General features: G+C 72.3%; 17 protein-coding genes and 1 tRNA gene. 10 read left to right on the top strand and 8 right to left on the bottom strand.

From position 1 onward, the window contains the following. Positions 1–21: 21 nt before the first annotated feature. Entirely contained in the window at positions 22–1,725 is a 1,704-nt protein-coding gene (locus ACFVN3_RS08415) for an NAD+ synthase (RefSeq protein WP_378232316.1), read from the bottom strand. A 117-nt stretch (positions 1,726–1,842) separates the two neighbouring features. Between ACFVN3_RS08415 and glnA (ACFVN3_RS08410) the strand changes: the two genes are divergently transcribed. The 3 genes from glnA (ACFVN3_RS08410) to ACFVN3_RS08400 all read left to right on the top strand — a co-directional run bounded on the left by glnA (ACFVN3_RS08410) (position 1,843) and on the right by ACFVN3_RS08400 (position 6,721). Next, positions 1,843–3,180, top strand: coding sequence for a type I glutamate--ammonia ligase (gene glnA / locus ACFVN3_RS08410; protein WP_205207485.1), 1,338 nt, complete (start codon positions 1,843–1,845; stop codon positions 3,178–3,180). After that, entirely contained in the window at positions 3,177–6,329 is a 3,153-nt protein-coding gene (locus tag ACFVN3_RS08405; protein ID WP_378232315.1) for a bifunctional [glutamine synthetase] adenylyltransferase/[glutamine synthetase]-adenylyl-L-tyrosine phosphorylase, read from the top strand. The genes glnA (ACFVN3_RS08410) and ACFVN3_RS08405 overlap by 4 nt, the downstream gene beginning before the upstream one ends. Before the next feature lie 89 nt (positions 6,330–6,418). Next, positions 6,419–6,721: a hypothetical protein gene (locus tag ACFVN3_RS08400; RefSeq protein WP_378232314.1), complete on the top strand. Its 303-nt coding sequence runs from the start codon at positions 6,419–6,421 to the stop codon at positions 6,719–6,721. Between the two features lie 21 nt (positions 6,722–6,742). Here ACFVN3_RS08400 and ACFVN3_RS08395 read toward each other — a convergent pair whose 3' ends face one another. Then, a complete protein-coding gene (locus tag ACFVN3_RS08395; RefSeq protein ID WP_378232361.1) occupies positions 6,743–7,465 on the bottom strand; it encodes an NAD(P)-binding domain-containing protein in 723 nt (240 codons plus the stop codon). Positions 7,466–7,474: 9 nt separating this feature from the next. Between ACFVN3_RS08395 and ACFVN3_RS08390 the strand changes: the two genes are divergently transcribed. Both ACFVN3_RS08390 and ACFVN3_RS08385 read left to right on the top strand, forming a co-directional pair. Beyond that, complete coding sequence (locus ACFVN3_RS08390; protein ID WP_378232313.1) at positions 7,475–9,070, top strand: SLC13 family permease; 1,596 nt, start codon at positions 7,475–7,477, stop codon at positions 9,068–9,070. A gap of 122 nt (positions 9,071–9,192) precedes the next feature. Next, on the top strand, positions 9,193–10,902 hold the full coding sequence (locus ACFVN3_RS08385; RefSeq protein ID WP_378232312.1) for a flavin-containing monooxygenase: 1,710 nt from the start codon (positions 9,193–9,195) through the stop codon (positions 10,900–10,902). A 64-nt stretch (positions 10,903–10,966) separates the two neighbouring features. Here the strand turns inward: ACFVN3_RS08385 and ACFVN3_RS08380 are convergent, their stop codons facing one another. Next, entirely contained in the window at positions 10,967–11,878 is a 912-nt protein-coding gene (locus ACFVN3_RS08380; protein ID WP_378232311.1) for a glycoside hydrolase family 19 protein, read from the bottom strand. A gap of 168 nt (positions 11,879–12,046) precedes the next feature. Here ACFVN3_RS08380 and ACFVN3_RS08375 point away from each other — a divergent pair, with 168 nt between their 5' ends. Genes ACFVN3_RS08375 through ACFVN3_RS08365 form a run of 3 tightly spaced genes read left to right on the top strand, consistent with a single transcriptional unit; the run spans position 12,047 to position 13,808 of the window. Continuing rightward, positions 12,047–12,622 (top strand): hypothetical protein, encoded by a 576-nt coding sequence (locus tag ACFVN3_RS08375; protein ID WP_378232310.1) that lies wholly within the window; start codon positions 12,047–12,049, stop codon positions 12,620–12,622. Further along, positions 12,619–13,116 carry a hypothetical protein gene (locus tag ACFVN3_RS08370; RefSeq protein WP_378232309.1) on the top strand — a complete coding sequence of 166 codons (498 nt, stop codon included), beginning with the start codon at positions 12,619–12,621 and terminating at the stop codon, positions 13,114–13,116. Before ACFVN3_RS08375 ends, ACFVN3_RS08370 begins: the two co-directional genes overlap by 4 nt. Further along, the gene (locus ACFVN3_RS08365; RefSeq protein ID WP_378232308.1) at positions 13,113–13,808 is read left to right on the top strand and encodes a hypothetical protein; all 696 of its coding nucleotides are present in this window, start codon (positions 13,113–13,115) and stop codon (positions 13,806–13,808) included. Before ACFVN3_RS08370 ends, ACFVN3_RS08365 begins: the two co-directional genes overlap by 4 nt. Positions 13,809–13,864: 56 nt before the next feature. Here the strand turns inward: ACFVN3_RS08365 and ACFVN3_RS08360 are convergent, their stop codons facing one another. The 3 genes from ACFVN3_RS08360 to glnA (ACFVN3_RS08350) all read right to left on the bottom strand — a co-directional run bounded on the left by ACFVN3_RS08360 (position 13,865) and on the right by glnA (ACFVN3_RS08350) (position 17,801). Beyond that, the gene (locus ACFVN3_RS08360) at positions 13,865–16,096 is read right to left on the bottom strand and encodes a hypothetical protein (RefSeq protein ID WP_378232307.1); all 2,232 of its coding nucleotides are present in this window, start codon (positions 16,094–16,096) and stop codon (positions 13,865–13,867) included. Positions 16,097–16,121: 25 nt separating this feature from the next. Continuing rightward, positions 16,122–16,193 (bottom strand) — tRNA-Arg (locus ACFVN3_RS08355). Positions 16,194–16,376: 183 nt separating this feature from the next. Then, entirely contained in the window at positions 16,377–17,801 is a 1,425-nt protein-coding gene (gene glnA / locus ACFVN3_RS08350) for a type I glutamate--ammonia ligase (RefSeq protein WP_378232306.1), read from the bottom strand. A gap of 261 nt (positions 17,802–18,062) precedes the next feature. Between glnA (ACFVN3_RS08350) and ACFVN3_RS08345 the strand changes: the two genes are divergently transcribed. Together ACFVN3_RS08345 and ACFVN3_RS08340 are read left to right on the top strand one after the other, a co-directional pair. Then, positions 18,063–18,539: an RDD family protein gene (locus ACFVN3_RS08345; protein WP_378232304.1), complete on the top strand. Its 477-nt coding sequence runs from the start codon at positions 18,063–18,065 to the stop codon at positions 18,537–18,539. Between the two features lie 50 nt (positions 18,540–18,589). Further along, complete coding sequence (locus ACFVN3_RS08340; RefSeq protein ID WP_378232303.1) at positions 18,590–19,207, top strand: DUF4304 domain-containing protein; 618 nt, start codon at positions 18,590–18,592, stop codon at positions 19,205–19,207. 119 nt (positions 19,208–19,326) lie between these two features. Here the strand turns inward: ACFVN3_RS08340 and ACFVN3_RS08335 are convergent, their stop codons facing one another. Both ACFVN3_RS08335 and lipA read right to left on the bottom strand, forming a co-directional pair. Beyond that, positions 19,327–20,070, bottom strand: coding sequence for a DUF4191 domain-containing protein (locus tag ACFVN3_RS08335; RefSeq protein ID WP_047233940.1), 744 nt, complete (start codon positions 20,068–20,070; stop codon positions 19,327–19,329). Positions 20,071–20,080: 10 nt separating this feature from the next. Beyond that, entirely contained in the window at positions 20,081–21,091 is a 1,011-nt protein-coding gene (gene lipA, locus ACFVN3_RS08330; RefSeq protein ID WP_378232302.1) for a lipoyl synthase, read from the bottom strand. Positions 21,092–21,175: the final 84 nt, after the last annotated feature.

Raw genomic sequence — 21,175 nt, 5'->3', positions numbered from 1 at the left:
CGCGCGGGGTGGCCGGCGCCGTCAGTCGAGCGGCTCGCGCCAGCGGTTGGTGATGGGCAGGCGGCGGTCGCGGCCGAACGCGAGGGCGGTGACCTTGGGGCCCGGCGGGTACTGGCGGCGCTTCCACTCGGCGCGGTCGACGAGCGTGACCACCTTGTCGACGACCTCGGGGTCGAACCCGCGCGCGAGCAGCTCGGCGCGGCCCTCGGCGTGCTCGATGTAGGCGTCGAGCACCTCGTCGAGGAGGTCGTAGGGCGGCAGCGAGTCCTGGTCGGTCTGGCCCGGGCGCAGCTCCGCCGACGGCGGCTTGGTGATGGACGACTCGGGGATCGGCGGGATCTCGCCGCGGTCGACCGCCTGGTTGTTGCGCCAGCGCGCGAGCTGCCACACGCGCGACTTGTCGACGTCCTTGAGGGGCGCGAAGCCGCCGATGCTGCCGGCGTCGTAGATCGTCGCGTACCCCGTCGCGAGCTCGGACTTGTTGCCGGGCGCGATGACGAGGTGGCCCTCGCGGTTGGAGATCGCCATGAGGATCACGCCGCGCACGCGCGCCTGGAGGTTCTCCTCGGCGACGCCCTCGAGCGCGAGCTCGCCCTGGAAGGCCTCGACCATCGGCGCGATGGGCTGGACGCGGTAGTCGGCTCCGAGCCGCTTGGCGAGGTCCGCGGCGTCGTCCTTGCTGTGGTCGGACGAGTACCGCGACGGCATCGAGACGCCGACGACGTTCTCGCCGCCGATCGCGTCGGCGGCGATCGTCGCGGTGAGCGCGGAGTCGATCCCGCCCGAGACGCCGAGGAGGACGGAGCGGAAGCCGTTCTTGCGGACGTAGCCGGCCAGCCCGGTGACGCAGGCGCGGTACACCTCCTCGTCGGGGTGCAGCTCGGGGGCGCGCGGCCCGTGGGGGGCGCCGTCGGAAGGCAGGTCCCACACGAGCAGGTCTTCGACGAACCGGGGAGAGGACGCGACGACGGTGCCCGCGGCGTCGGTGACGAACGAGCCGCCGTCGAACACGAGGTCGTCCTGCCCGCCCACGAGGTTCACGTACGCGACCGGGGCGCTCACCTCGCGCGCGCGGCGCGCCGCGAGGTCGGTGCGGACGTGGCCCTTGCCCTCCTCGTACGGGGAGCCGTTGAGCACGAGCAGCAGGTCGAGCCCGTTCCCCGCCTCGTCGAGCGTCGCCATCTCGGCGACCGGACCGCCGTCCTGCCAGATGTCCTCGCAGATCGCGATGCCCACGCGGCGGCCCTCGACCTCGACGACCGTCGTCGTCTCGCCCGGCGCGAAGATCCGGAACTCGTCGAAGACGCCGTAGTTGGGCAGGTGGTGCTTGTCGTACGCGGCCTGCACGACGCCGTCGCGCAGCACGACCGCACGGTTCGTCGGGAGGTCCGCGGGCGAGCCCGAGGCCTCGCGCTCCGCCGCGCCCGCGCCGCGGGGCGCTCCCGACGTCCCGACGGTGCCGAGCACCACGGTGATCCCGCCCAGGCCGTCGGCGGCGAGGCGCGCCGCGATGTCCGCGGCGGCGTCCCACGCCGCGCGGCGGAACGACGCGCGCAGGGCGAGGTCCTCGATCGGGTAGCCGGTGAGGGTCATCTCCGGGAACGCGACGAGCTGCGCGCCCGCCGCCGCGGCCTCCCGGGTGCGCTCGAGGACGAGGGCGGCGTTGCCGTCGAGGTCCCCCACGCACGTGTCGACCTGTGCCAGCGCGACGCGCAGATCAGCCATGCCGCCAGCCTAGACGAGCGGGCCGGCGCGACCGGCCCGGGGGGCCGTCCCGACGCGCGACGTCCGCCACACGGCCGTGTCACCCGTTCGTCACATGGATCAGGCAGGATGTACCGCATGGACAGGCAGCAGGAGTTCGTGCTCCGCACGGTCGAGGAGCGCGACATCCGCTTCATCCGGCTCTGGTTCACCGACGTGCTCGGCATGCTCAAGTCGGTGGCGATCGCGCCGGCGGAGCTCGAGTCGGCGTTCGCCGAGGGCATCGGGTTCGACGGCAGCTCGATCGAGGGCCTCACGCGCGTGTACGAGGCCGACATGATCGCCAAGCCGGACCCGACGACGTTCCAGGTGCTCCCGTGGCGCGGCGAGCGGCACGGCACCGCGCGCATGTTCTGCGACATCCTCACGCCCGACGGCGAGCCGTCCCTCGCGGACAGCCGCAACGTGCTCAAGCGCGCGCTCGCCAAGGCGAGCGACAAGGGGTTCACGTTCTACACGCACCCCGAGGTCGAGTTCTACCTGTTCAACCAGCCCGCCGACGCCGAGCACGGCCTCGTGCCCGTCGACCAGGGCGGGTACTTCGACCACCTCGCGCGGGGATCGACGCACGACTTCCGCCGCGCGGCGATCACGATGCTCGAGTCCATGGGTATCTCGGTCGAGTTCTCCCACCACGAGGCGGGACCGGGCCAGAACGAGATCGACCTGCGCTACGCCGACGCGCTGACCACGGCCGACAACCTCATGACGTTCCGCACGGTCGTCAAGGAGGTCGCGCTCGAGCAGGGCGTGTTCGCCTCGTTCATGCCCAAGCCGATGGCAGAGCACCCCGGCTCCGGCATGCACACGCACCTGTCGCTCTTCGAGGGCGACCGCAACGCGTTCCACGAGCCCGGCGCCCAGTTCGAGCTGTCCAAGACGGCGCGCCAGTTCATCGCGGGACTGCTCGTCCACGCGGCGGAGATCACGGCGATCACCAACCAGTACGTGAACTCGTACAAGCGCCTGTGGGGCGGCGCCGAGGCGCCGAGCTACGTGTGCTGGGGCCACAACAACCGCTCCGCGCTCGTGCGCGTGCCGATGTACAAGCCGGGCAAGGGCAACTCGAGCCGCGTCGAGTACCGCGCGCTCGACTCGGCCACGAACCCGTACCTCGCGTTCGCCGTCATGCTCGCCGCGGGCCTCAAGGGCATCGAGGAGGGCTACGAGCTCCCCGAGGCCACCGAGGACGACGTCTGGGAGCTCACCGACGCCGAGCGTCGTGCCCTGGGCATCAAGCCGCTCCCGCAGTCGCTCGACGAGGCGATCGCGGTCATGGAGAAGTCGGAGCTCGTGGCGGAGACGCTCGGCGAGCACGTCTTCGACTTCGTGCTGCGCAACAAGCGCCAGGAGTGGGACGGCTACCGCGCGCAGGTCACGCCGTTCGAGCTGAAGCGGTTCCTCCAGGTCCTGTGAGCGGGCCCACGACGACGTCCGGTCGGTCCGGCGGTTCCCGCCGGCCGACGCTCACCGGTCGGCTCGCGCGCGTCGGCTTCGCCGACATCTCGCGCTCGGCGAGCCTGCTCGCGGACCCGGACCTCGCGCTCCTGCTCGACGGCGGGCGCGCCCCGGGCGCGGACGCCCCGGACGGCGTGGACCCGGCGTCCGTCGTCGACGACGAGCTCCTCGCCGCGTTCGGGGCGGCGGCCGACCCCGACCTCGCGCTGCTCCAGGTCGTGCGGCTCGCGGGCGCGCTGCGTCCCGACGTCGAGGCGCGCGGCCCGCTCGCGGACGTCGCCCGGCGCACGCTGCGGCCCGGTGAGGCGCGCGACCGCCTGCTGGCGGTGCTCGGCGCCTCGGTCGCGCTCGGCGACGACGTCGTGCGCCGCCCCCGGCTCCTCGAGGTGGTCGCCGACCCGACCCCGGGGACCGGAGTCGACGTGCGCGACGTCCGGGCCGAGCTGCTGCGCGCCGTCGGCGCGGACCCGGCCGCCGCGGTGCCCGTCGCCGACCAGGCCGGACCCGAGCGCGTGGACGCCCTGCGTCGCGCCTACCGCGAGCGGATCCTGCGCATCGCCGCGACCGACCTCACGGTGACCGACCCGCTGACCCGCATGCCCGCGGTCGGGGCGGCGCTCGCGGACCTCGCCGCCGCCGCGCTCGAAGGAGCGCTCGCGATCGCCCGCGCGGAGCTCGACGACCGGGGCGAGGGCGTGCGGCTCGCCGTCATCGGCATGGGCAAGTGCGGGGCGCGCGAGCTCAACTACATCTCCGACGTCGACGTGATCTACGTGGTCGAGCCCACCGAGGGGTACGACGAGGCGTACGCGACCAGCGTGGGCGCGCGGCTCGCGACCGGGCTGGCGCGCGTGTGCTGGGGCACGTCCGGGGAGCCCGCCCTGTGGCAGGTCGACGCCGCGCTGCGCCCCGAGGGCAAGCAGGGCCCGCTCGTGCGCACGCTCGCGAGCCACGTCGCGTACTACGAGCGCTGGGCCAAGACCTGGGAGTTCCAGGCGCTGCTCAAGGCGCGCACCGTCGCGGGGGACCGGGACCTGGGCCGCGAGTACGAGGAGGCGATCGCCCCGTTCGTGTGGTCCGCGGCGGGCCGCGAGAACTTCGTCGAGGACTCGCAGGCGATGCGCCGGCGCGTCGAGGACCACGTGCCCGCGGCGGAGGCCGACCGCCAGCTCAAGCTCGGCAAGGGCGGCCTGCGCGACGTCGAGTTCACGGTCCAGCTCCTGCAGCTCGTGCACGGGCGGTCGGACGAGTCGATCCGCAGCCGCGGGACGCTCACGGCCCTCGCCGAGCTCGCCGCGGCCGGGTACGTGGGTCGCGAGCACGCGGCCCGGCTCGGGGTCTGCTACCGGTTCCTGCGCTCGCTCGAGCACCGTATCCAGCTCTTCCGGCTCCGGCGCACGCACCTCGTCCCGACCTCCGAGGACGAGCTGCGCCGTCTCGCGCGGTCGCTCGGGATGCGCACCGACGGCGCCGAGGGGCTCACCGAGCGCTGGCGCGCGACGCGCCGCGAGGTGCGCGGCCTGCACGAGGAGATCTTCTACCGCCCGCTCCTGCCCGCCGTCGCGCAGCTCTCCCCGGACGAGGTGAGCCTCGCCCCGGAGGCGGCGAAGGCGCGCTTCGCGGCGATCGGCTACCGCGACCCCGCGGGCGCGATGCGTCACGTCACCGCGCTCACCGAGGGCGTGAGCCGACGCGCGGCGATCCAGCGCCAGCTCCTGCCCGTCATGCTCGGCTGGTTCGCCGAGGGCGCGGACCCCGACGCGGGTCTGCTCGCCTTCCGCACGCTGTCCGAGACGCTCGGCGCGACGCACTGGTACCTCAAGCTGCTGCGCGACTCGGGCTCCGCGGCGCAGCGGCTCGCACACCTGCTGGCGAACTCCCGCTACCTGGCGGACGCGCTCGCCCGGTCGCCCGAGTCGGTCCGGTGGCTCGCGGCGGACGCCGACCTCACTCCCCGCGGCATCGAGCGGCTCACGAGCGAGACCGACGCCATCCTCACGCGCGCCGACGAGGTCGAGCCCGCGACGGTGAGCCTGCGCGCGGTGCGCCGCCGCGAGCTCGCTCGCACCGGTGCCGCCGAGCTGCTGGGCGTCGTCGACGCGGTCGATGCCGCCCGGAGCATCTCCGACGCCGCGGACGTCGTGCTCGCGGGCGCGCTCCGCATCGCGGAGTTCGTCGCGCGTGGCGACCTCGGGTACGACGCCCAGGACCCCGGCTCCGCGCCGGCGCGCGTGCTCGTCGTCGCGATGGGCCGCCTCGGCGGTCGCGAGATGGGCTACGGCTCGGACGCCGACGTGATGTTCGTGCACGACCCGGTGCCCGGCGCCGAGGGCGCCGACGCCCAGGCGTACGCGCTCGCGGTGGCGACGCGGCTGCGCCAGCTCCTGTCCGCCGTCGGCCCGGAGCCCGCGCTCCCGGTCGACGCCGACCTGCGGCCCGAGGGGCGCAACGGCCCGCTCGTGCGCTCGCTCGCGTCGTACGCCGAGTACTACGAGCGGTGGTCGAGCGTGTGGGAGGCGCAGGCGCTCCTGCGCGCGCGCCCGGTCGCGGGCGACCTCGACGGGCTCGGCGAGGCGTTCACGCGGGTCGTCGACGGTCGCCGCTACCCGCAGGGTGGGCTCGACCTCGCGGAGGTCCGCGAGGTGCGCCGCATCAAGGCGCGCGTCGAGTCCGAGCGGCTCCCGCGCGGGGTCGAGGCGACGCGCCACCTCAAGCTCGGCCGCGGGGGAGTGTCCGACGTCGAGTGGACCGTCCAGCTCCTCCAGCTCCAGCACGCCCACGACGTGCCCAGGCTGCGGACGACCTCGACCGTGGACGCGCTCGAGGCCGCCGTGGCCGCGGACCTCGTCGACGCCGAGGACGCCGCGGTGCTCGGCGAGGCCTGGCACCTCGCCTCGCGCCTGCGCAGCGCGCTCGTGCTGTGGTCCGGACGGACGACCGGGACCACCGTCGACGTGCTCCCGCACGACCGGTTCGCGCTCAACGGCCTCGCGCGCGTGCTCGACCTCCCGGACGTCGACACCGGCGCCGAGCTCGAGGAGCACTTCCTGCGCACCGCACGGCGTGCCCGGACCGTCATGGAGCGCGTCTTCTACGGCGAGGACTGACGCTGGCCCGGCGCGACGAGCCGCCCGTCCCGGGCCTGCTCGACCGACGTGAGCCCCGCGCGCTCGGCGGTGCGGGCGATCGCCGCGCCATGCCGGAGCGCGGTGGCCGCCCTGCGGGGTCGTTCTACGGCGCGCGCCTGCGCTGGGCGGGGTGGATCGCCTGGGCGCTCGCGGCGTTCGCGGTCGTGCTGACCGTCGTGTGGCAGCGCCCCGAGCCCCTCGGCGCCGCGGTTCTGTGGGGCCTGGCCGGCCTCGGCTGCCGACGGTCCGCGCGCCTCGTGGAAGGTCCTCTCGGACCGGCCCGCGCGCTCGCGCTCCTCGGTCTCGTGGTCGCCCTCCTCGTGCTGCTGATCGTGGGCGCAGGCCTCGTCGCCCGGGGCGAGCACGCCTGACGCGCCCGCCCCGGGACCGGGTCAGATCGTCCGGGGCGCGCGGGCGAGGTTCGCGCGCAGCTCGTCGGCGTCCTGGCGCGCGACGTACGCCGGGCGGTCGCGCTCGACGCGCCACGACTCCGCGAGGGGGCTCGTGTCGACGGCGTCGAAACCGAGCTCGTCGTAGAACCGCACGACCCAGGCGGCGGCCTCGGGGAAGTCGCTCGCGGTCGCGAGCGCGCGGCGTCCCGGGGTGCCCGCGGGGGTCCCGTCGGTCGTGATCTCCGTCGACCGGATGTGGTTGAACGCCTTGGCCACCTTCGACCCGGCCAGGTGCTCCTGGAGCAGGCCCGACGACGTGGCCTCGCCCCGGTCGAGCGCCTCGACGTGCCCGTCGCGCTCCCAGTAATAGTTGTTCGCGTCGAGCACGATCTTGCCGTCGAGCGGCTCGACGGGGACCTTGCCGTACGCCCCGAAGGGCACCGCCACGACGGCGACGTCCGCCGCGCGCGCCGCGTCCTCCGCCGTCGCCGCTCGCGCCCGCGGACCGAGCTCCGCGACGAGGGTGTCCAGCGTCCGGGGGCCCCGCGAGTTCGCGATGACCACGTCGTAGCTGTGGGCGATCGCCGCCCGCGCGACCTGAGAGCCGATGTTGCCTGCGCCGATGATGCCGAGAGTCGTCATGGTCATCGACAACGCACCGGCGCGCCCGCTATTCCGGTGACCCTCCCGGACGAGGCGACGTGTGGCATCCTGACGTCCCAGGGGGTGCCCATGATCGATCCGCTGGTCGCGACCTTCGTCATCCTGGCGCTGGCGGTCGTGGGCTTCATGACCAACCGGCTGCCGCTCGTGGTCGTCGCGCTCTTCGTGCCCGTCGCCCTGTGGGCGACCGGGGTGCTCTCCCTCGACGAGGCGCTGGGCGGGTTCAGCGATCCGATCGTGCTGTTCATCGCGACCCTGTTCGTGCTCAGCGACGCGCTGGACTCCACGGGCATCACCGCGTGGATCGGGCAGTGGCTCGAGCGGCGCGCGTCGCTCGGCCGTTCGGGGCTGCTCGCGCTGATGGTCGGGGTCGCCGCCCTGCTCGCGGCCGTCATCAGCATCAACGGTGCCGTCGCGGCGCTCCTCCCGGTCGCCGTCGTGGCGGCCGCGCGGGCCGGGATCGTGCCCTCGCGCATGCTCATTCCGCTCGCGTTCGCCGCGGGCGCCGGCTCGCTCCTCACGCTCACCGGGACGCCCGTGAACATCATCGTGTCCGAGGCGGCGGCCGAGGCGGGCGGTCAGGAGTTCGGCTACTTCGAGTTCGCGCTGGTGGGGATCCCGCTCGTCCTCGCCACGGCCGTGCTCGTCGTGACGCTCGGCGACCGGCTGCTCCCGGAGCGCGTCCCCGAGCACCTCGCCGACACGGCCACCGACCCGCGCGAGCGCGTCCGCTCGTGGCGCGAGAGCTACCCCGCCGAGCTGGACACGGGTCGCCTGTTCACGGGCGGCACGGGGGTCGTCGAGGTGCTCATCGCTCCTCGCTCGTCGCTCGTGGGGCGCCGGGTGAGCCCCGGTATGACGACGCGGGACGAAGGCCTCGTCGTGCTCGCCATCCGCCGCGGCGACGGCAGCTCGACCGGGCCGGACACCGAGGCTCCGGCCGGCCCGATGACCCTCCAGCCCGGCGACGCCGTGCTCGTGCGCGGACCCTGGGACGCGCTCCACCGGTACACGCAGTCGCCCGACGTCATCGCCGTCGACTCCTCGAAGAGCCTCCAGCGCGGGGTCCCGCTCGGGCGCGGCTGGCGGCGCTGCCTCGGGGTGCTGGTCGCGACGATCGTGCTGCTCGCGACCGGTGTCGTGCCGCCGGTCATCGCAGGTCTGCTCGCGGCGGGCGCTCTCGTGCTCCTGCGAGTCGTCACCGTCCCGCAGTCGTTCCGCGCGATCTCGTGGGACACCGTCGTGCTCATCGCGGCCCTCATCCCGCTGTCCGCGGCGTTCGTCTCCTCGGGCGCCGCCGACGCGATCGCTGACGTCGTGCTCCGGGTCACCGGCGGCGGGTCGCCGCACCTCGCGCTCCTCGTCGTGTGCGTGCTCACGCTCGTGCTCGGCCAGTTCATCTCGAACGTCGCGACGGTCCTCGTGATGGCCCCGGTCGCGGTGTCGTTCGCGCAGACCCTGGGCGTCAGCGTGCAGCCGTTCATGATGGCGCTCACCGTCGCCGGTGCGGCGGCCTTCCTCACGCCGATCGCGACGCCGGTGAACCTCATGGTCCTGCAGCCGGGCGGCTACCGGTTCGGCGACTACTGGCGCCTGGGCCTGCCGCTGGCGCTGGTGTTCCTCACCGCCGCTGTCCTCTACGTGCCGCTCGTCTGGCCGTTCTGACCCGTTCCCCGCGGCGCGGCTCGCCGTGGCAGGAAGCCGCCGCACATGGGACGGTATACCGCGTCGCGCGGGGCCGTCCGCCCCTGCGGCGCCCGGACGGACCAGAGACAGGGGAGCGGTGCATGGACGACGTGGCGAGCGGCGACGGGACCTACGACGCGGTCGTGATCGGGGCGGGTTTCTCGGGGCTGGCGATGCTCCACCATCTCCGCGAGGTCGGGCTGTCGGTCCTCGTGGTCGACGGCGCCGGGGGAGTCGGCGGGACGTGGTGGGCCAACCGGTACCCGGGCGTGCGCACCGACTCGGAGTACCTCGCGTACGCGTTCTCGTTCTCCCGCGAGGTGCGGGACGAGTGGGACTGGAGCGAGCGCTACCCGCGCGGCGAGGAGATCCGCGCCTACCTGGAGTTCGTCGCCGACCGGCTCGACCTGCGGCGCGACATCCGGTTGAGCACGACCGTCGAGCGGGCCGAGCACTCGGACGCCACGAACCGGTGGACCCTCACCCTCGCCGACGGGTCGACGCTGCGCGCCACCTACCTCGTGTCGGCCACGGGCCTGCTCTCGCGTCCTCTCTACCCGGACATCCCCGGCCTGGACACCTTCGCCGGGCCCGCGTACCACTCGGCGAGGTGGCCGCACGAGGGGGTGGACCTGTCCGGCAAGCGCGTCGGGCTGATCGGCGTCGGGGCGTCAGGGATCCAGCTGCTGCCCGAGCTCGCCGCCCAGGCTGCCCACGTCACGGTCTTCCAGCGCACCCCGAACTACGTCCTGGAGACGACGAGCCCCGCCGTGACCGCTGACGAGCTCGCCGCGCTGCGCGCGGACTACGACGCCGTCTTCGAGCGCGCCGCCCAGCATCCGTTCGGCGTGCCGATGGAGATCCCGACGCGGTCCGCGCTCGAGGTGGACGACGACGAGCGCCGCCGGGTGTTCGAGTCGCGCTGGGAGGCAGGGGGCTTCCGGTTCGCCAACGAGTGCTTCACCGACCTCGTCTCGAGCCCCGAGGCGAGCGCGCTCGCGTCCGAGTTCCTCCGCGGCAAGATCCGGGAGATCGTCACCGACCCCCGGACGGCCGAGGCGCTCTGCCCGTCCGCCTACACGTTCATGGGCAAGCGCCCGCCCACCGGCCACGGTTACTACGCCGCGTACAACCGGGAGAACGTCGAGCTCGTCGACGTCCTCGCGACCCCGATCACGCGGGTGACGCCCCGCGGCGTCGTCGTGGGCCGCTCTGCGGACGGGGCAGAGGAGGTCGAGCACGAGCTCGACGTGCTCGTGCTCGCGACCGGGTTCGACGCCATGACCGGGGCGCTCACCGCGTTCGACGTCGTCGGTCGCGAGGGCATCACGCTGCGCGAGCGGTGGGAGCGGGACGGCCTGCGGACCTACCTGGGGATCTCCGTGCACGGGTTCCCCAACTTCTTCCTGTCCCTCGGGCCGCAGACGCCGCTGTCCAACCTCACCGTGCCGGTCCAGCGCGGCGCGCAGTGGCTCCAGCGCGCGCTCACGTACGCGCGGGAGAACGGCGTCGCGCAGCTCGAGGCGACGCGCGAGGCCGAGGAGTGGTGGTACGAGGAGACCGAGCGCGCGGGGCGGGCCACGGTCATGTACGAGGAGGGCAAGAAGGCCGGCGCCTGGTTCGTCGGCGGCAACGTCCCCGGCAAGCGCGCGGAGATGGCGGTGTACCTCGGGGGAGGACCCGTCTACCAGGACGAGTGCGCGCGAGCGGCGGCCGAGCAGTACGCCGGGTTCCGCCCGGGCTCCGGGCTGCCGACGGCCCACGCCCCCACGACCGCCGCGGAGACCGCCGCAGCCCCCGCCGCAGGCTGACAGGCGGGTGCGGTGCGCCCCCTGCGCGCACCGCACCCGCCTCGCTGCACGCGGGACAGCCCGGTCAGCAGTACAGGCCCGAGCCCGGGGCCACGCCCAGGACCTCGGTGATGCGCACGTACCGGTCCACCCGGGACTGCACGGACGCGGGGTTCCCGCCCTCGCACTCGAGCGCACCGTTGAGCGAGTTGATCGTCTGGCCGAACCCTGAGCCGCTCACCATCGCCTCGTGGGACGTCATGACGCCCGGGCCGTTCTGGGTGTTCCAGTACCAGAGCGCCGTCTGCCAGGCGACGGACGGGTCCTCCTCGACGAGCCACGGGTCGTTCAGCAGGTCGATCCCGAGCGCGTCGCCCGCGGCCTTGTAGTTGAAGTTCCAGCTGAACATGATCGGCCCGCGACCGTAGTACGCCGTCTGGCCGGCGGGGCAGCCGAACGGCTGGGACTGGTCGCACTTGATCCAGTAGTTGGCCTCGTTGATCTCCTTCACGTACCGCAGCCCGACCGACTCGAAGTCCGCGTGGGTGAGGAACGCGGCGACCTCGCGCGTCCGCGTCTCGGGCGTGCCCGTGCTCGCGAAGGCCGGGTAGGCACCCAGTGCGTCGACGAACCCGTCGTACGTGTAGAACGGGTGCCGCTTCGGGAAGATCGCGTCGAACTCCTCGCGGCTCACGACGAAGTCGTCGCCGCCCCCGACGCACCGGCCTGCGTCCACCCAGACGCTCGTCGACCCCGGGGTCTCGCGCTGCGTCCACCAGCGGGCCGTCCAGTTCCGGCCGTGGTGCGACGCCGTCTGGCCGCCCGAGTACGCCGTCGTCGGCGACCACGTTGCGGCGCACGCGGCGGCGCTCGCGGCTGGGTCGGCGCTCGCGGTGGTCACGGTCGCACTCGCCGGAGTGGCGAGCGACGCCGCCACGACGGTCGACACCAGCGCGGACGCGACGGCCGTGAGGGCGCGCCGGAAGCGTGTGCTCATGAATCCCCCTGCTCTCGTGACGGCATCGTTACCGCCGCTCACAAACCTAGCGCGAGTCGTCCATCTCGGACAAGCATGTCCGTGCGAACTCACGAGGCACGGTGATGGTCTGCGTCAAAGGGCAAATGACCTCGGCAGGGTGCGGGGTGTCGGCCTAGGTTCGACCCCGTGTCAGACGACCTCGCGCGCCGCGCCGCCGCCGATGACCTCCTCGTCGTAGCCGGATTCTGGCTGGACGCGTTCGACCGGGACCGGCGACGGCTCGTCGACGCCGCCGTCGCGGCGCTGGTCGCGGGCCACGACAGCCCGGCCCTGCGCGAGCTCGCGGGCCTCTACGGGGACGAGGAGTGGAGCACGGTCGACGCGCTCGTCCTGGCCACGGCGCGTGAGCTCGACCTCCCCCGCCCGAGCGTGTCGAGGGCCGTCCGGCTCGAGCTCGTGCGGCGGTGCCGGGCTGTGCTGGCCGGCCAGATGTCAGAGCGGGCGCTGTCGGTCTGGGCGGACTCCGTGGACGGGCCCATGCCGGGTGACGGTCGGTTCCCGGACCTTCGTACGTTCGTCGGCTTCGAGTCGCACTATCTCGAGCTCGACAGTCTCGCCGACTTCCCCGAGTACTCCGACTCCGGGAGGACCGCAGGAAGTCGTGCCCGTCTGGAGGCAGCCGTGCGCGAGGGGACGCGTCGGGTGTTGCGCAGCAACGACGGCGTCGAGAAGCTCCTCGGGCGACGGGAGCACCAGGCGTGACTCCGCTGACTCCGCGTGGTCGAGACCTTATCCACCTGCTTGCCGAGGGGGTCGGCACGAATGCCATCGACCTCGACGACGAGCACAGTCGGTGGGAGGTCTACGCGAGCGCGGTCCCGCTTGCGGACCTCCGTCCGCTCCTCAAGGAAGCTGTCGTTGAGGGCGACGAGATGGCAAGGGTCGTCGTCGTCGACGTTCTCCAGCACGTCGACGTCACCGAAGGCCAGTCTTGGGTCGACGGTCTCGGAACATCGCCCGGGAGAGCCTTCGCAGAACGGCGGCTCCGGGAGTGGGCGCTGATCCGTGATCTCGTCGCCCGACCCCGGCCGATCGTCGACGACCTGCCCGACCTCACCCTGTGGTGCCAGCGACAGCTGGTCGACCGCGTCCCGGCGGACGTCGTCCTCGACGACCTCGCCGAGCACGGGACGTCGCGAAAGGTCCGGCACGCGGCGAGGGAGCGTCGCGCGGGTCGCCGGAGGGCGGGGGAGTGAGGCACACCATCGCCCGGGTCGAGCACCTGCTCGGCACGGTTCGCTTCCTCCTGGGGAGGGGTGAGGAAGTCGTCGCCGGAGTACTCGGGTTCCGGATGCCCGAACCGGATCCGTCCTGGGTAGAGCTCGGAAACGCCTGGGAGCTCCGCGCCGGGAGAGTGATCCCCGCGTCGTGGTCCCTCCGGGAGCACCTCGCCGAGCGCTGGGTGCGGTTCCACAGCCTTCCCGACTCGAAGCGGGATGCCGACACCGAGGAGGAGGAGAGGATGCTGCTCGATCGTCACCACCACGTGCACGCGGCGCTCCGCGGGTCGAGCGACGAGGTCGTCGTCGTCCTGCTGAGGTGGGACGGGCAGGGGAGGTTTCATGCGTCGCGCGAGTTTCGCAGGATCGCGAGAGCCTGGCCCTTCTGGCGGACGTTCGTCGACGAGACGACGGCCGACGGCGAGGACGCAGCGATCACGGCGTCCGCCTTCGTGGGCCGTCTTCCGGCCACGCGGGCGGCGCTCGACCCGTGGTTTCGGCGAGCGGCAGACGACGCCGACGTGTTCGTGATCACCGGCGACACAGTCGACTGGGTGTACGCGCCGTACGACGGCGGAGCGGACGTCATCGCACCGACGGCCAAGGCGCGAGACGCATTGCGCGCGACGTATCGTGCGTGGCTGTCACCTCGTCCGGAGGGGCTGTGAGCGGCGTCGATGCGTTGAGTCGTCGCGCTGGGCGGACGCCGTCGGACTGTTCCTGCTCAGTCCTCGAGATCAAGACCCTGGCCGAGGAGCCGGCCACTGCCCGCTGCCCACCCGAGGAACGGGTGCGTCGGCTGTGACCCTTCGGCGGCGTCCCGGAGCCCGGGCAGCAGGACGGAGAGCCCGCGTGCATGTCTGTGTCGTACCTCAGCATTCCTGATGAACGGGTCCAGCTCTGATGCCGGTGCGAGGCTCAGGAAGAACACCATCTGTCGCCAGGCGTAGGCCGCGTCCTTGACTGCCCCGAACGGACGTTCCTGGTGGCTCGCCACGTTGAGGCGCGATGTGACGACCGAGAGCGCTCCGTCGGCGAGCTCCGTCCAGGAGCGGCATGGTTCGACCCCGGCCTCGACGAGAGCGGCCAGGTTGTGGGTCGTCAGGATCTGTGCCTGCTCGATGACAGCGCCGTTCGTCGACACGGAGTACCGGTCTCTGTCGCGCCTGCCCGAGCGCTCCCAGCAGACGTCGCCAAGGCTGGGTCCGGCAGCGTCCTTCCGCGTGCGCTGCAAGACCCGGCGGACGGGGGACCGGACCTGGTCCAGGGCCGCGATCCGTGCGTAGTCGATCCCGTAGTAGCACTCGTACAGCGTTCCGCCGACGACGCGAGCGGCGATCTGCGCTGCGCGCCGGTACTTGTCGGAGAAGCGCCCCATGAAGATGTCGGCTGCGAGCTCCTCGACCAGGGGCACGTCCATGCCGCCGGCCACCAGCAGGTGGTTGAGCTCCTGGACCAGAGGGTTCGGGACGATGGTGCCGGGAAACGTGTCCAGCGCGAGTGCGCCCACCCGGCGTGCGACGTCGAGGGCCGCGTCGGTCCGGGCGACATGATGCCCGCTCGCGGCGCGCACCCAGGGGAGCTCCTCGACCTGGACCTGTTTCTTCAGATCGACGAGGAGGAGCGAACGCCGACGGCGGAAGGCGCGATAGTTGGCCGCCATCAATCGCGCGAGGGCGGGTGCGGGATACCCGGTCGCCGTCGTGGTCGCGGTGATCTGCGGTATGAGCTCGGCGAGCACCTCTGCCGACGGGATCACGCCTTCATCGACGAGCTGGCCCACGGGTGCTGCATGGGCCCGCGCCAGCGCCCGCCCGACGGAAGGTGGCATGACCGAACCTGCAGGTGCACCGGCCAGGGGCGCCTCCGCCGTCGTGACCGGCCCGGCAAAGAGTGACGGGTCGGGAAGCCCGCCGTACGGATCGACGGTGGCCAGCCTCTCGGCGGCCACCGCGGAGAGCCGCCAGTGTCCCGGCGTCTCGGCATCCTCCCGTTGTGCCTCCCGGAGCGCGGTGTGTTCCGTCGATCCCGGGGCGCCACGCTTGGCAACGGACGCGACGACCGACGCGCGCAGCAGACCCTCCCGTCTGTCGTCGAGCTCGCCGCCGTCCGTCAGCACGCGAAGGGAGGCGATCTGGATGCCGACGTTCCCCTTTGCGCGCTTGTGCCTCGTCGCGCGCGTGTGCGCGAGGGAGAGCACGTCGTACTCCTCGAGTACCGCGCGCGCCCTCGCCAGCCAGTCCTCGGTGGGCGAGACCGTCCTGCGGCCCGCCGTGAAGAGCTCGAGCCACAATGTGAGGAGGCGGTCGGAGAACGGGTTCCACACCGCTAGGACCTCGCGCTGAATCTCGACCTGCTCCTGTGGTCTGCGATCGAGGAGAGCGCGTCTTGCCTCTGCGGCGCTCGCGCGAAAGACATGATCCAACGGGGTCGTCGGAGTCGGTGACACGCGAGGCGTGAACCGAAGACGAGTGGCGAAGGGAGCGATCTGATCGAGAAGCTTCAACGCCGAGTCGCGGTCACCTTCCCGCAGCAGCCACGCGACGGTCAAGAGGGCGGCGTCCTCGGGGATGTCTACCCGGAACATCCCGGTGTCGAGCAGCTCGTGCAGCTCGGCCATCCCGTCGGCCGTCAAGTAGTAGCCGAAGATCAGGCTCCGGACTGGCTCGACTCCCACGCGCCGCGCGACCGCGATCTCGTCGGCCTCGATCGGTGACTCGGCGATCGCCCGGCCCGTCGCGAATCCACCGTGGACCACTTCGAGCGTGACCCAGGCGGGGAAGCCTCGAACCGGCGTCCGAGAACCGATCTCGACCCTGCCGCTCGCCATCGACTCGATGACTTGCACCCAACGCTGCGCGCGTCGGTCGGCGCGAGCACGCACCTCGGCGTCCTCGTGCGTTACGGCCGTGAGGAACGCACGGCTCAGCTGACCGAGTGCATAGCCGTTCACCATCGTCGTCTCCCCGTGCCGCCTTCGGCCGGCGTGGCAGGTTCTGCCCCTGCGCCCTCCCGGACCGAAGCCGGGCGCTCTACTGCTGAGCTACACGCCGTGTCGGGCTCAATGTAGTGGGTCAAGCCTCACCGTTCGAGCGAGATTCATCGCTTAAGGACCGATGAGGAAGACCCGACGCGAGAACGCCAGACGGCGACCGACCCCGCGCTCCGTCTTGCGACGGACGCGCAGGGTCGACCGCCGTCTCGCGACCGTCACCAGGCCCGATCGGGCCATGGCATCAGATGTCGTAGTAGAGCTCGAACTCGTGGGGGTGCGGGCGCAGGCGGATCGGGTCGATCTCGTTGGTGCGCTTGTAGTCGATCCACGTCTGGATCAGGTCCGGCGTGAACACGTCGCCCTGCGTGAGGAACTCGTGGTCGGCCTCGAGGTTGTCCAGCGCCTCGGCGAGCGAGCCGGGGACCTGCTGGATCTGCGCGTGCTCCTCGGGCGGCAGCTCGTAGAGGTCCTTGTCGATCGGCTCCGGCGGCTCGATGCGGTTCTTGATGCCGTCGATGCCGGCGAGGAGCTGCGCGGCGAACGCGAGGTACGGGTTGGCCGACGGGTCCGGCACGCGGAACTCGACGCGCTTCGCGGCGGCGGACGAGCCGGTCACCGGGATGCGGATGCACGCGGAGCGGTTACGGGCCGAGTAGACCAGGTTGACCGGGGCCTCGTAGCCGGGGACCAGGCGGTGGTAGGAGTTCACCGACGGATTGGTGAACGCGAGCAGCGACGGGGCGTGCTTGAGCAGGCCGCCGATGTACCAGCGCGCGAGGTCGGAGAGACCGCCGTAGCCCTTCTCGTCGAAGAACAGCGGCTTGCCGTCCTTCCAGAGGGACTGGTGCGAGTGCATGCCCGAGCCGTTGTCGCCGAAGATCGGCTTCGGCATGAAGGTGACGGACTTGCCGGCCTCGAACGCCTCGTTGCGGATGACGTACTTGAACTTCATCAGGTCGTCGGCCGCGTGCAGCAGCGTGTTGAAGCGGTAGTTGATCTCCTGCTGGCCGGCGGTGCCCACCTCGTGGTGCGCGCGCTCGACCTCGAGGCCGACCTGCTCCAGCGTCGCGCACATGTCGTCGCGCAGGTCCGCGAAGCGGTCGGACGGGGAGACGGGGAAGTAGCCACCCTTGTAGCGCGTCTTGTACGCGAGGTTGCCACCCTCCTCCTCGCGGCCCGTGTTCCACGCGGCCTCGATCGAGTCGAGGTAGTAGAAGCTCGAGTGCTGGTTCGTCGCGAAGCGCGCCTCGTCGAAGACGTAGAACTCGGCCTCGGGCGCGAAGAACGCGGTGTCGGCGATGCCGGTGGAGCGCAGGTACGCCTCGGCCTTGGCCGCGATGTTGCGGGGGTCGCGCGAGTACGGCTCACCCGTGAACGGGTCGACGATCGAGAAGTTCACGACCAGCGTCTTGCGCTTGCGGAACGGGTCCACGAACGCGGTCTTGACGTCCGGCACGAGCTTCATGTCCGACTCGTGGATCGCCTGGAAGCCGCGGATCGACGACCCGTCGAACATCAGGCCGTCCTCGAACGCCTTCTCGTCGAACTGCGAGACGGGGATGTTGAAGTGCTGCATGATGCCGGGCAGGTCGCAGAACCGGACGTCGACGAACTCGACGCCCTCGTTCCGCGTGAAGGCGATTGCCTCCTCCGCGTTGTTGAACATCCGTTGCTCCTTGATCGGGTGGTGCCGTCGGGCTGCGCGGCGAACCTGCCGCTGACGTGGCGCCCACGAACCTAGGCCGAGGCGGTTTCCCCGCCGTGTACCCATTGTTTCGGTCGTGTTACGTCCCGCGTCCCCGTGTGACGTTCGTGCTACACGAGGGCACGCGGCAGCCGCCGGCGGGCGGTGTGCCGTTCGGCACGATACCGCCGTGCGCGCCCCAGACGTCGAGGCCGTCCACCGACCGGCACGTACCCTGGTCCCGTGGTTTCACGCGAGGACATGGGTTCGTGGCTCGAGGGCACCCCGGGCGGTCAGCACGACGGTCGCGGCGCGCGGCTCGGGCTCCCGCCGGACGGACCGGGCTCGCTCGCGACCCTGGGGCGGCGCGTCGTCGCGCTCGTCATCGACTGGGTGCTCGCGACGCTCGTCGCGTTCCTCTTCTTCCGGCCCGCCGCGCCGGGCTTCTTCGAGGGCATCTCCGCGTTGCCGGTCTGGTCGCAGCCGCTGGTCTTCGCGATCGAGAACGTCCTGCTGGTGAGCACGCTGGGCTTCACGGTCGGGCACCGCGTCATGGGCATGCGGGTCCGTCGTCTGGCCGAGCCCGCACGCATGGTCGGCATCGGCCGCGGTGCTCTGCGCACCGTGCTGCTGTGCCTCGTCGTCCCCGCGGTCGTGTGGGACGCGGACGGGCGCGGGCTCCACGACCGCGCCGCGGGCACGGTCCTCGTCCGCACCTGACGTTCGATCCCCACGACGAGCGTGTGGGTGCGTCGCCCTAGCCTCGGGCCATGCCTGCCGCCGCCGTCACGCGCCTCGTGCGCGAGCACCTCGTCCCCGTCCTCACCGGTCGGGGCTTCCGCCGAGCCGGCTCGACGTTCCGCAGGCCCGCCGGGGAGACGGTGCAGGTCGTCCAGGTGCAGCGCAGCACGCGCAACGGGCCGGCGCTCGCGCGGTTCTCCCTCAACGGCTCCGTCTACGTCCCGGCGCTCGACGAGCTCCTCGACGCTCCGGTCCTCACGGAGCCCGACGAGCCGTCCTGCCACCTGAGGTGGCGCCCGCACGACGTGCTGCCCGACTCCCCGGAGCACTACGACGTCGCGGCGGACGCCGACGTCGACACCGTCGGTGCGGTCGCGGCGCGCGACCTCGTCCGGCTCCTCGACGCGCTCGACCGGCGCGCCACCGCCGACGCGGTCGTGGACGAGCTCGCCGGCCACGCGCTGGCGCAGTACGAGCGGGTCGCCGGCTGGTACCTGAGCCACGACCGGACGGACGACGCTCGCGTCTTCGTCACCGGCCTGCACGAGCGCTTCGGCGACGAGCGGCGCTGGGAGATCTTCGCCCGGCGCCTCGACGCGGTCGTGGACCGGGTCGGTGGCGGCGCCGACTGGCGGTCCTGGACCTGACAGGGCAACGCCGCGCGACACGGGCATCGCGGCGGCGGGCCTCCCAGGGACGACGACGCCCGGCCGTGAGGAGCGATCCTCGCCCGGCCGGGCGTCGTCGTGCAGCAGCAGAAGCTGGGTCAGCGACCCTTGAGACCCTTGCGGTCGGGGCGGGCGCGCGTGGGGTCGATGCCCTTGGGGATCGGCAGGCGCGACACCCCGAGGGCGCGCAGTCGCTTGGACACCTCGGCCGTCTCCGGCTTGGTGAGCGACGGCTTGAGCTTCTGGACCGCGCGCGGGAGCTTGGGGAGCGCGACCTGCCCCTCCTCGTCGCCGACCTGGATCGTGGTGATCGGCACGTTCGGCAGCACGCGGGCGACGCGCTTGCGCTCGGCGTCGAGCTGACGCTTCGCGCGGTGCGCCGGGCCCTCGCTCACGAGGACGACGCCGGCCCGGCCGACGCCGCGGAACACCAGGTCCTGCGTGCGCGGATCGATCGCGACGGGCTCCTCGTCGAACGTCCAGCCACGACGGATCGTCCCGAGCGCGGCGCGCGCCGCGCCGGGCTGGCCCTCGATCTGCTGGTACGCGGCACGCTCGGCGCGGCGCGTGAGGACGAACATCGCGCCCAGCGCCGCGAACGGGATGCCGACGATGAGCGTGTAGACCCACTGGCCCCACCACAGGCCGATGCCGAGCGCGACGGCGAGGATGCCGACGAACACGCCGAGCATGACCCACGTGACCGCGGGGTCCTGCTTGCGCGTCATCTGATACGCGGCCCACACCTGGTGGTACCAGCGCTGCTTCTTGGGCTTCTTCTGCTTCGCGACCTGCTCGCCGGCGGCGGGCGCGCCGGTGCTGTCCGAGTTCTTGCGGGCCATGCGGGTCAGTCTAGTGGGGCGAACGGGCCAGCAGGCTCGCGGCCTCCTGGCGGGACGTCGTCGGCTCGGCGAGGTGCGCGAGCGCCGTGGGGATCTCCATGCCGCGGCGCGTCATGGCCTGGCCCCACAGGCGACCGGCGCGGTACGACGACCGCACGAGCGGGCCCGACATGACGCCGAGGAATCCGATCTCCTCCGCGGCGTCGGAGAGCTCGACGAACTCCTCGGGCTTGACCCACCGGTCCACCGGGTGGTGGCGCAGCGAGGGGCGCAGGTACTGGGTGATCGTCACGAGGTCGCAGCCGGCGTCGTGCAGGTCCTGGAGCGCGTCCTTGGCCTCGTCGATCGTCTCGCCCATGCCGAGGATGATGTTCGACTTGGTCACCAGGCCCGCCTCGCGCGCCCGCGTGAGCACCGACAGCGAGCGCTCGTACCGGAAACCGGGACGGATCTGCTTGAAGATGCGCGGCACGGTCTCGAGGTTGTGCGCGAGCACCTCGGGACGCGACGCGTTCACCTCGTCGAGCAGCTCGGGGATCGCGTTGAAGTCGGGGATGAGCAGCTCGACGCCGGTGCCCGGGTTGAGCTGGTGGATCTGGCGGACGGTCTCGGCGTAGAGCCAGGCGCCGCCGTCGGGCAGGTCGTCGCGCGCGACGCCCGTGATGGTCGAGTAGCGCAGGCCCATCGCCTGGACGGACTCCGCGACGCGGCGCGGCTCGTCGGCGTCGAAGTCGGCCGGCTTGCCCGTGTCGATCTGGCAGAAGTCGCAGCGCCGCGTGCACTGGTCGCCGCCGATGAGGAACGTCGCCTCGCGGTCCTCCCAGCACTCGAAGATGTTGGGACAGCCCGCCTCCTCGCAGACCGTGTGCAGGCCCTCGCGCTTCACGAGCCCCTTGAGCTCGGAGTACTCCGGGCCCATGGTCGCGCGGGTCTTGATCCACTCGGGCTTCTTCTCGATCGGCGTCGCGGCGTTGCGGGCCTCGACCCGCAGCATGCGCCGTCCTTCAGGTGCGATCGTCACGGGTGTCTCCCGGTCGTCGTGGCGAGTGAGCGCCGACGTCGCGCCGAGCAGGCAGGTGGGCGGCGCACCGTTCGGGTGCGCGTG

The organism is Cellulosimicrobium sp. NPDC057862, from assembly GCF_042797035.1.
GTDB lineage: Bacteria > Actinomycetota > Actinomycetes > Actinomycetales > Cellulomonadaceae > Cellulosimicrobium.
Note: the sequence above shows the minus strand (reverse complement) of the source record. Positions and strands in the feature narration are given on the sequence as shown.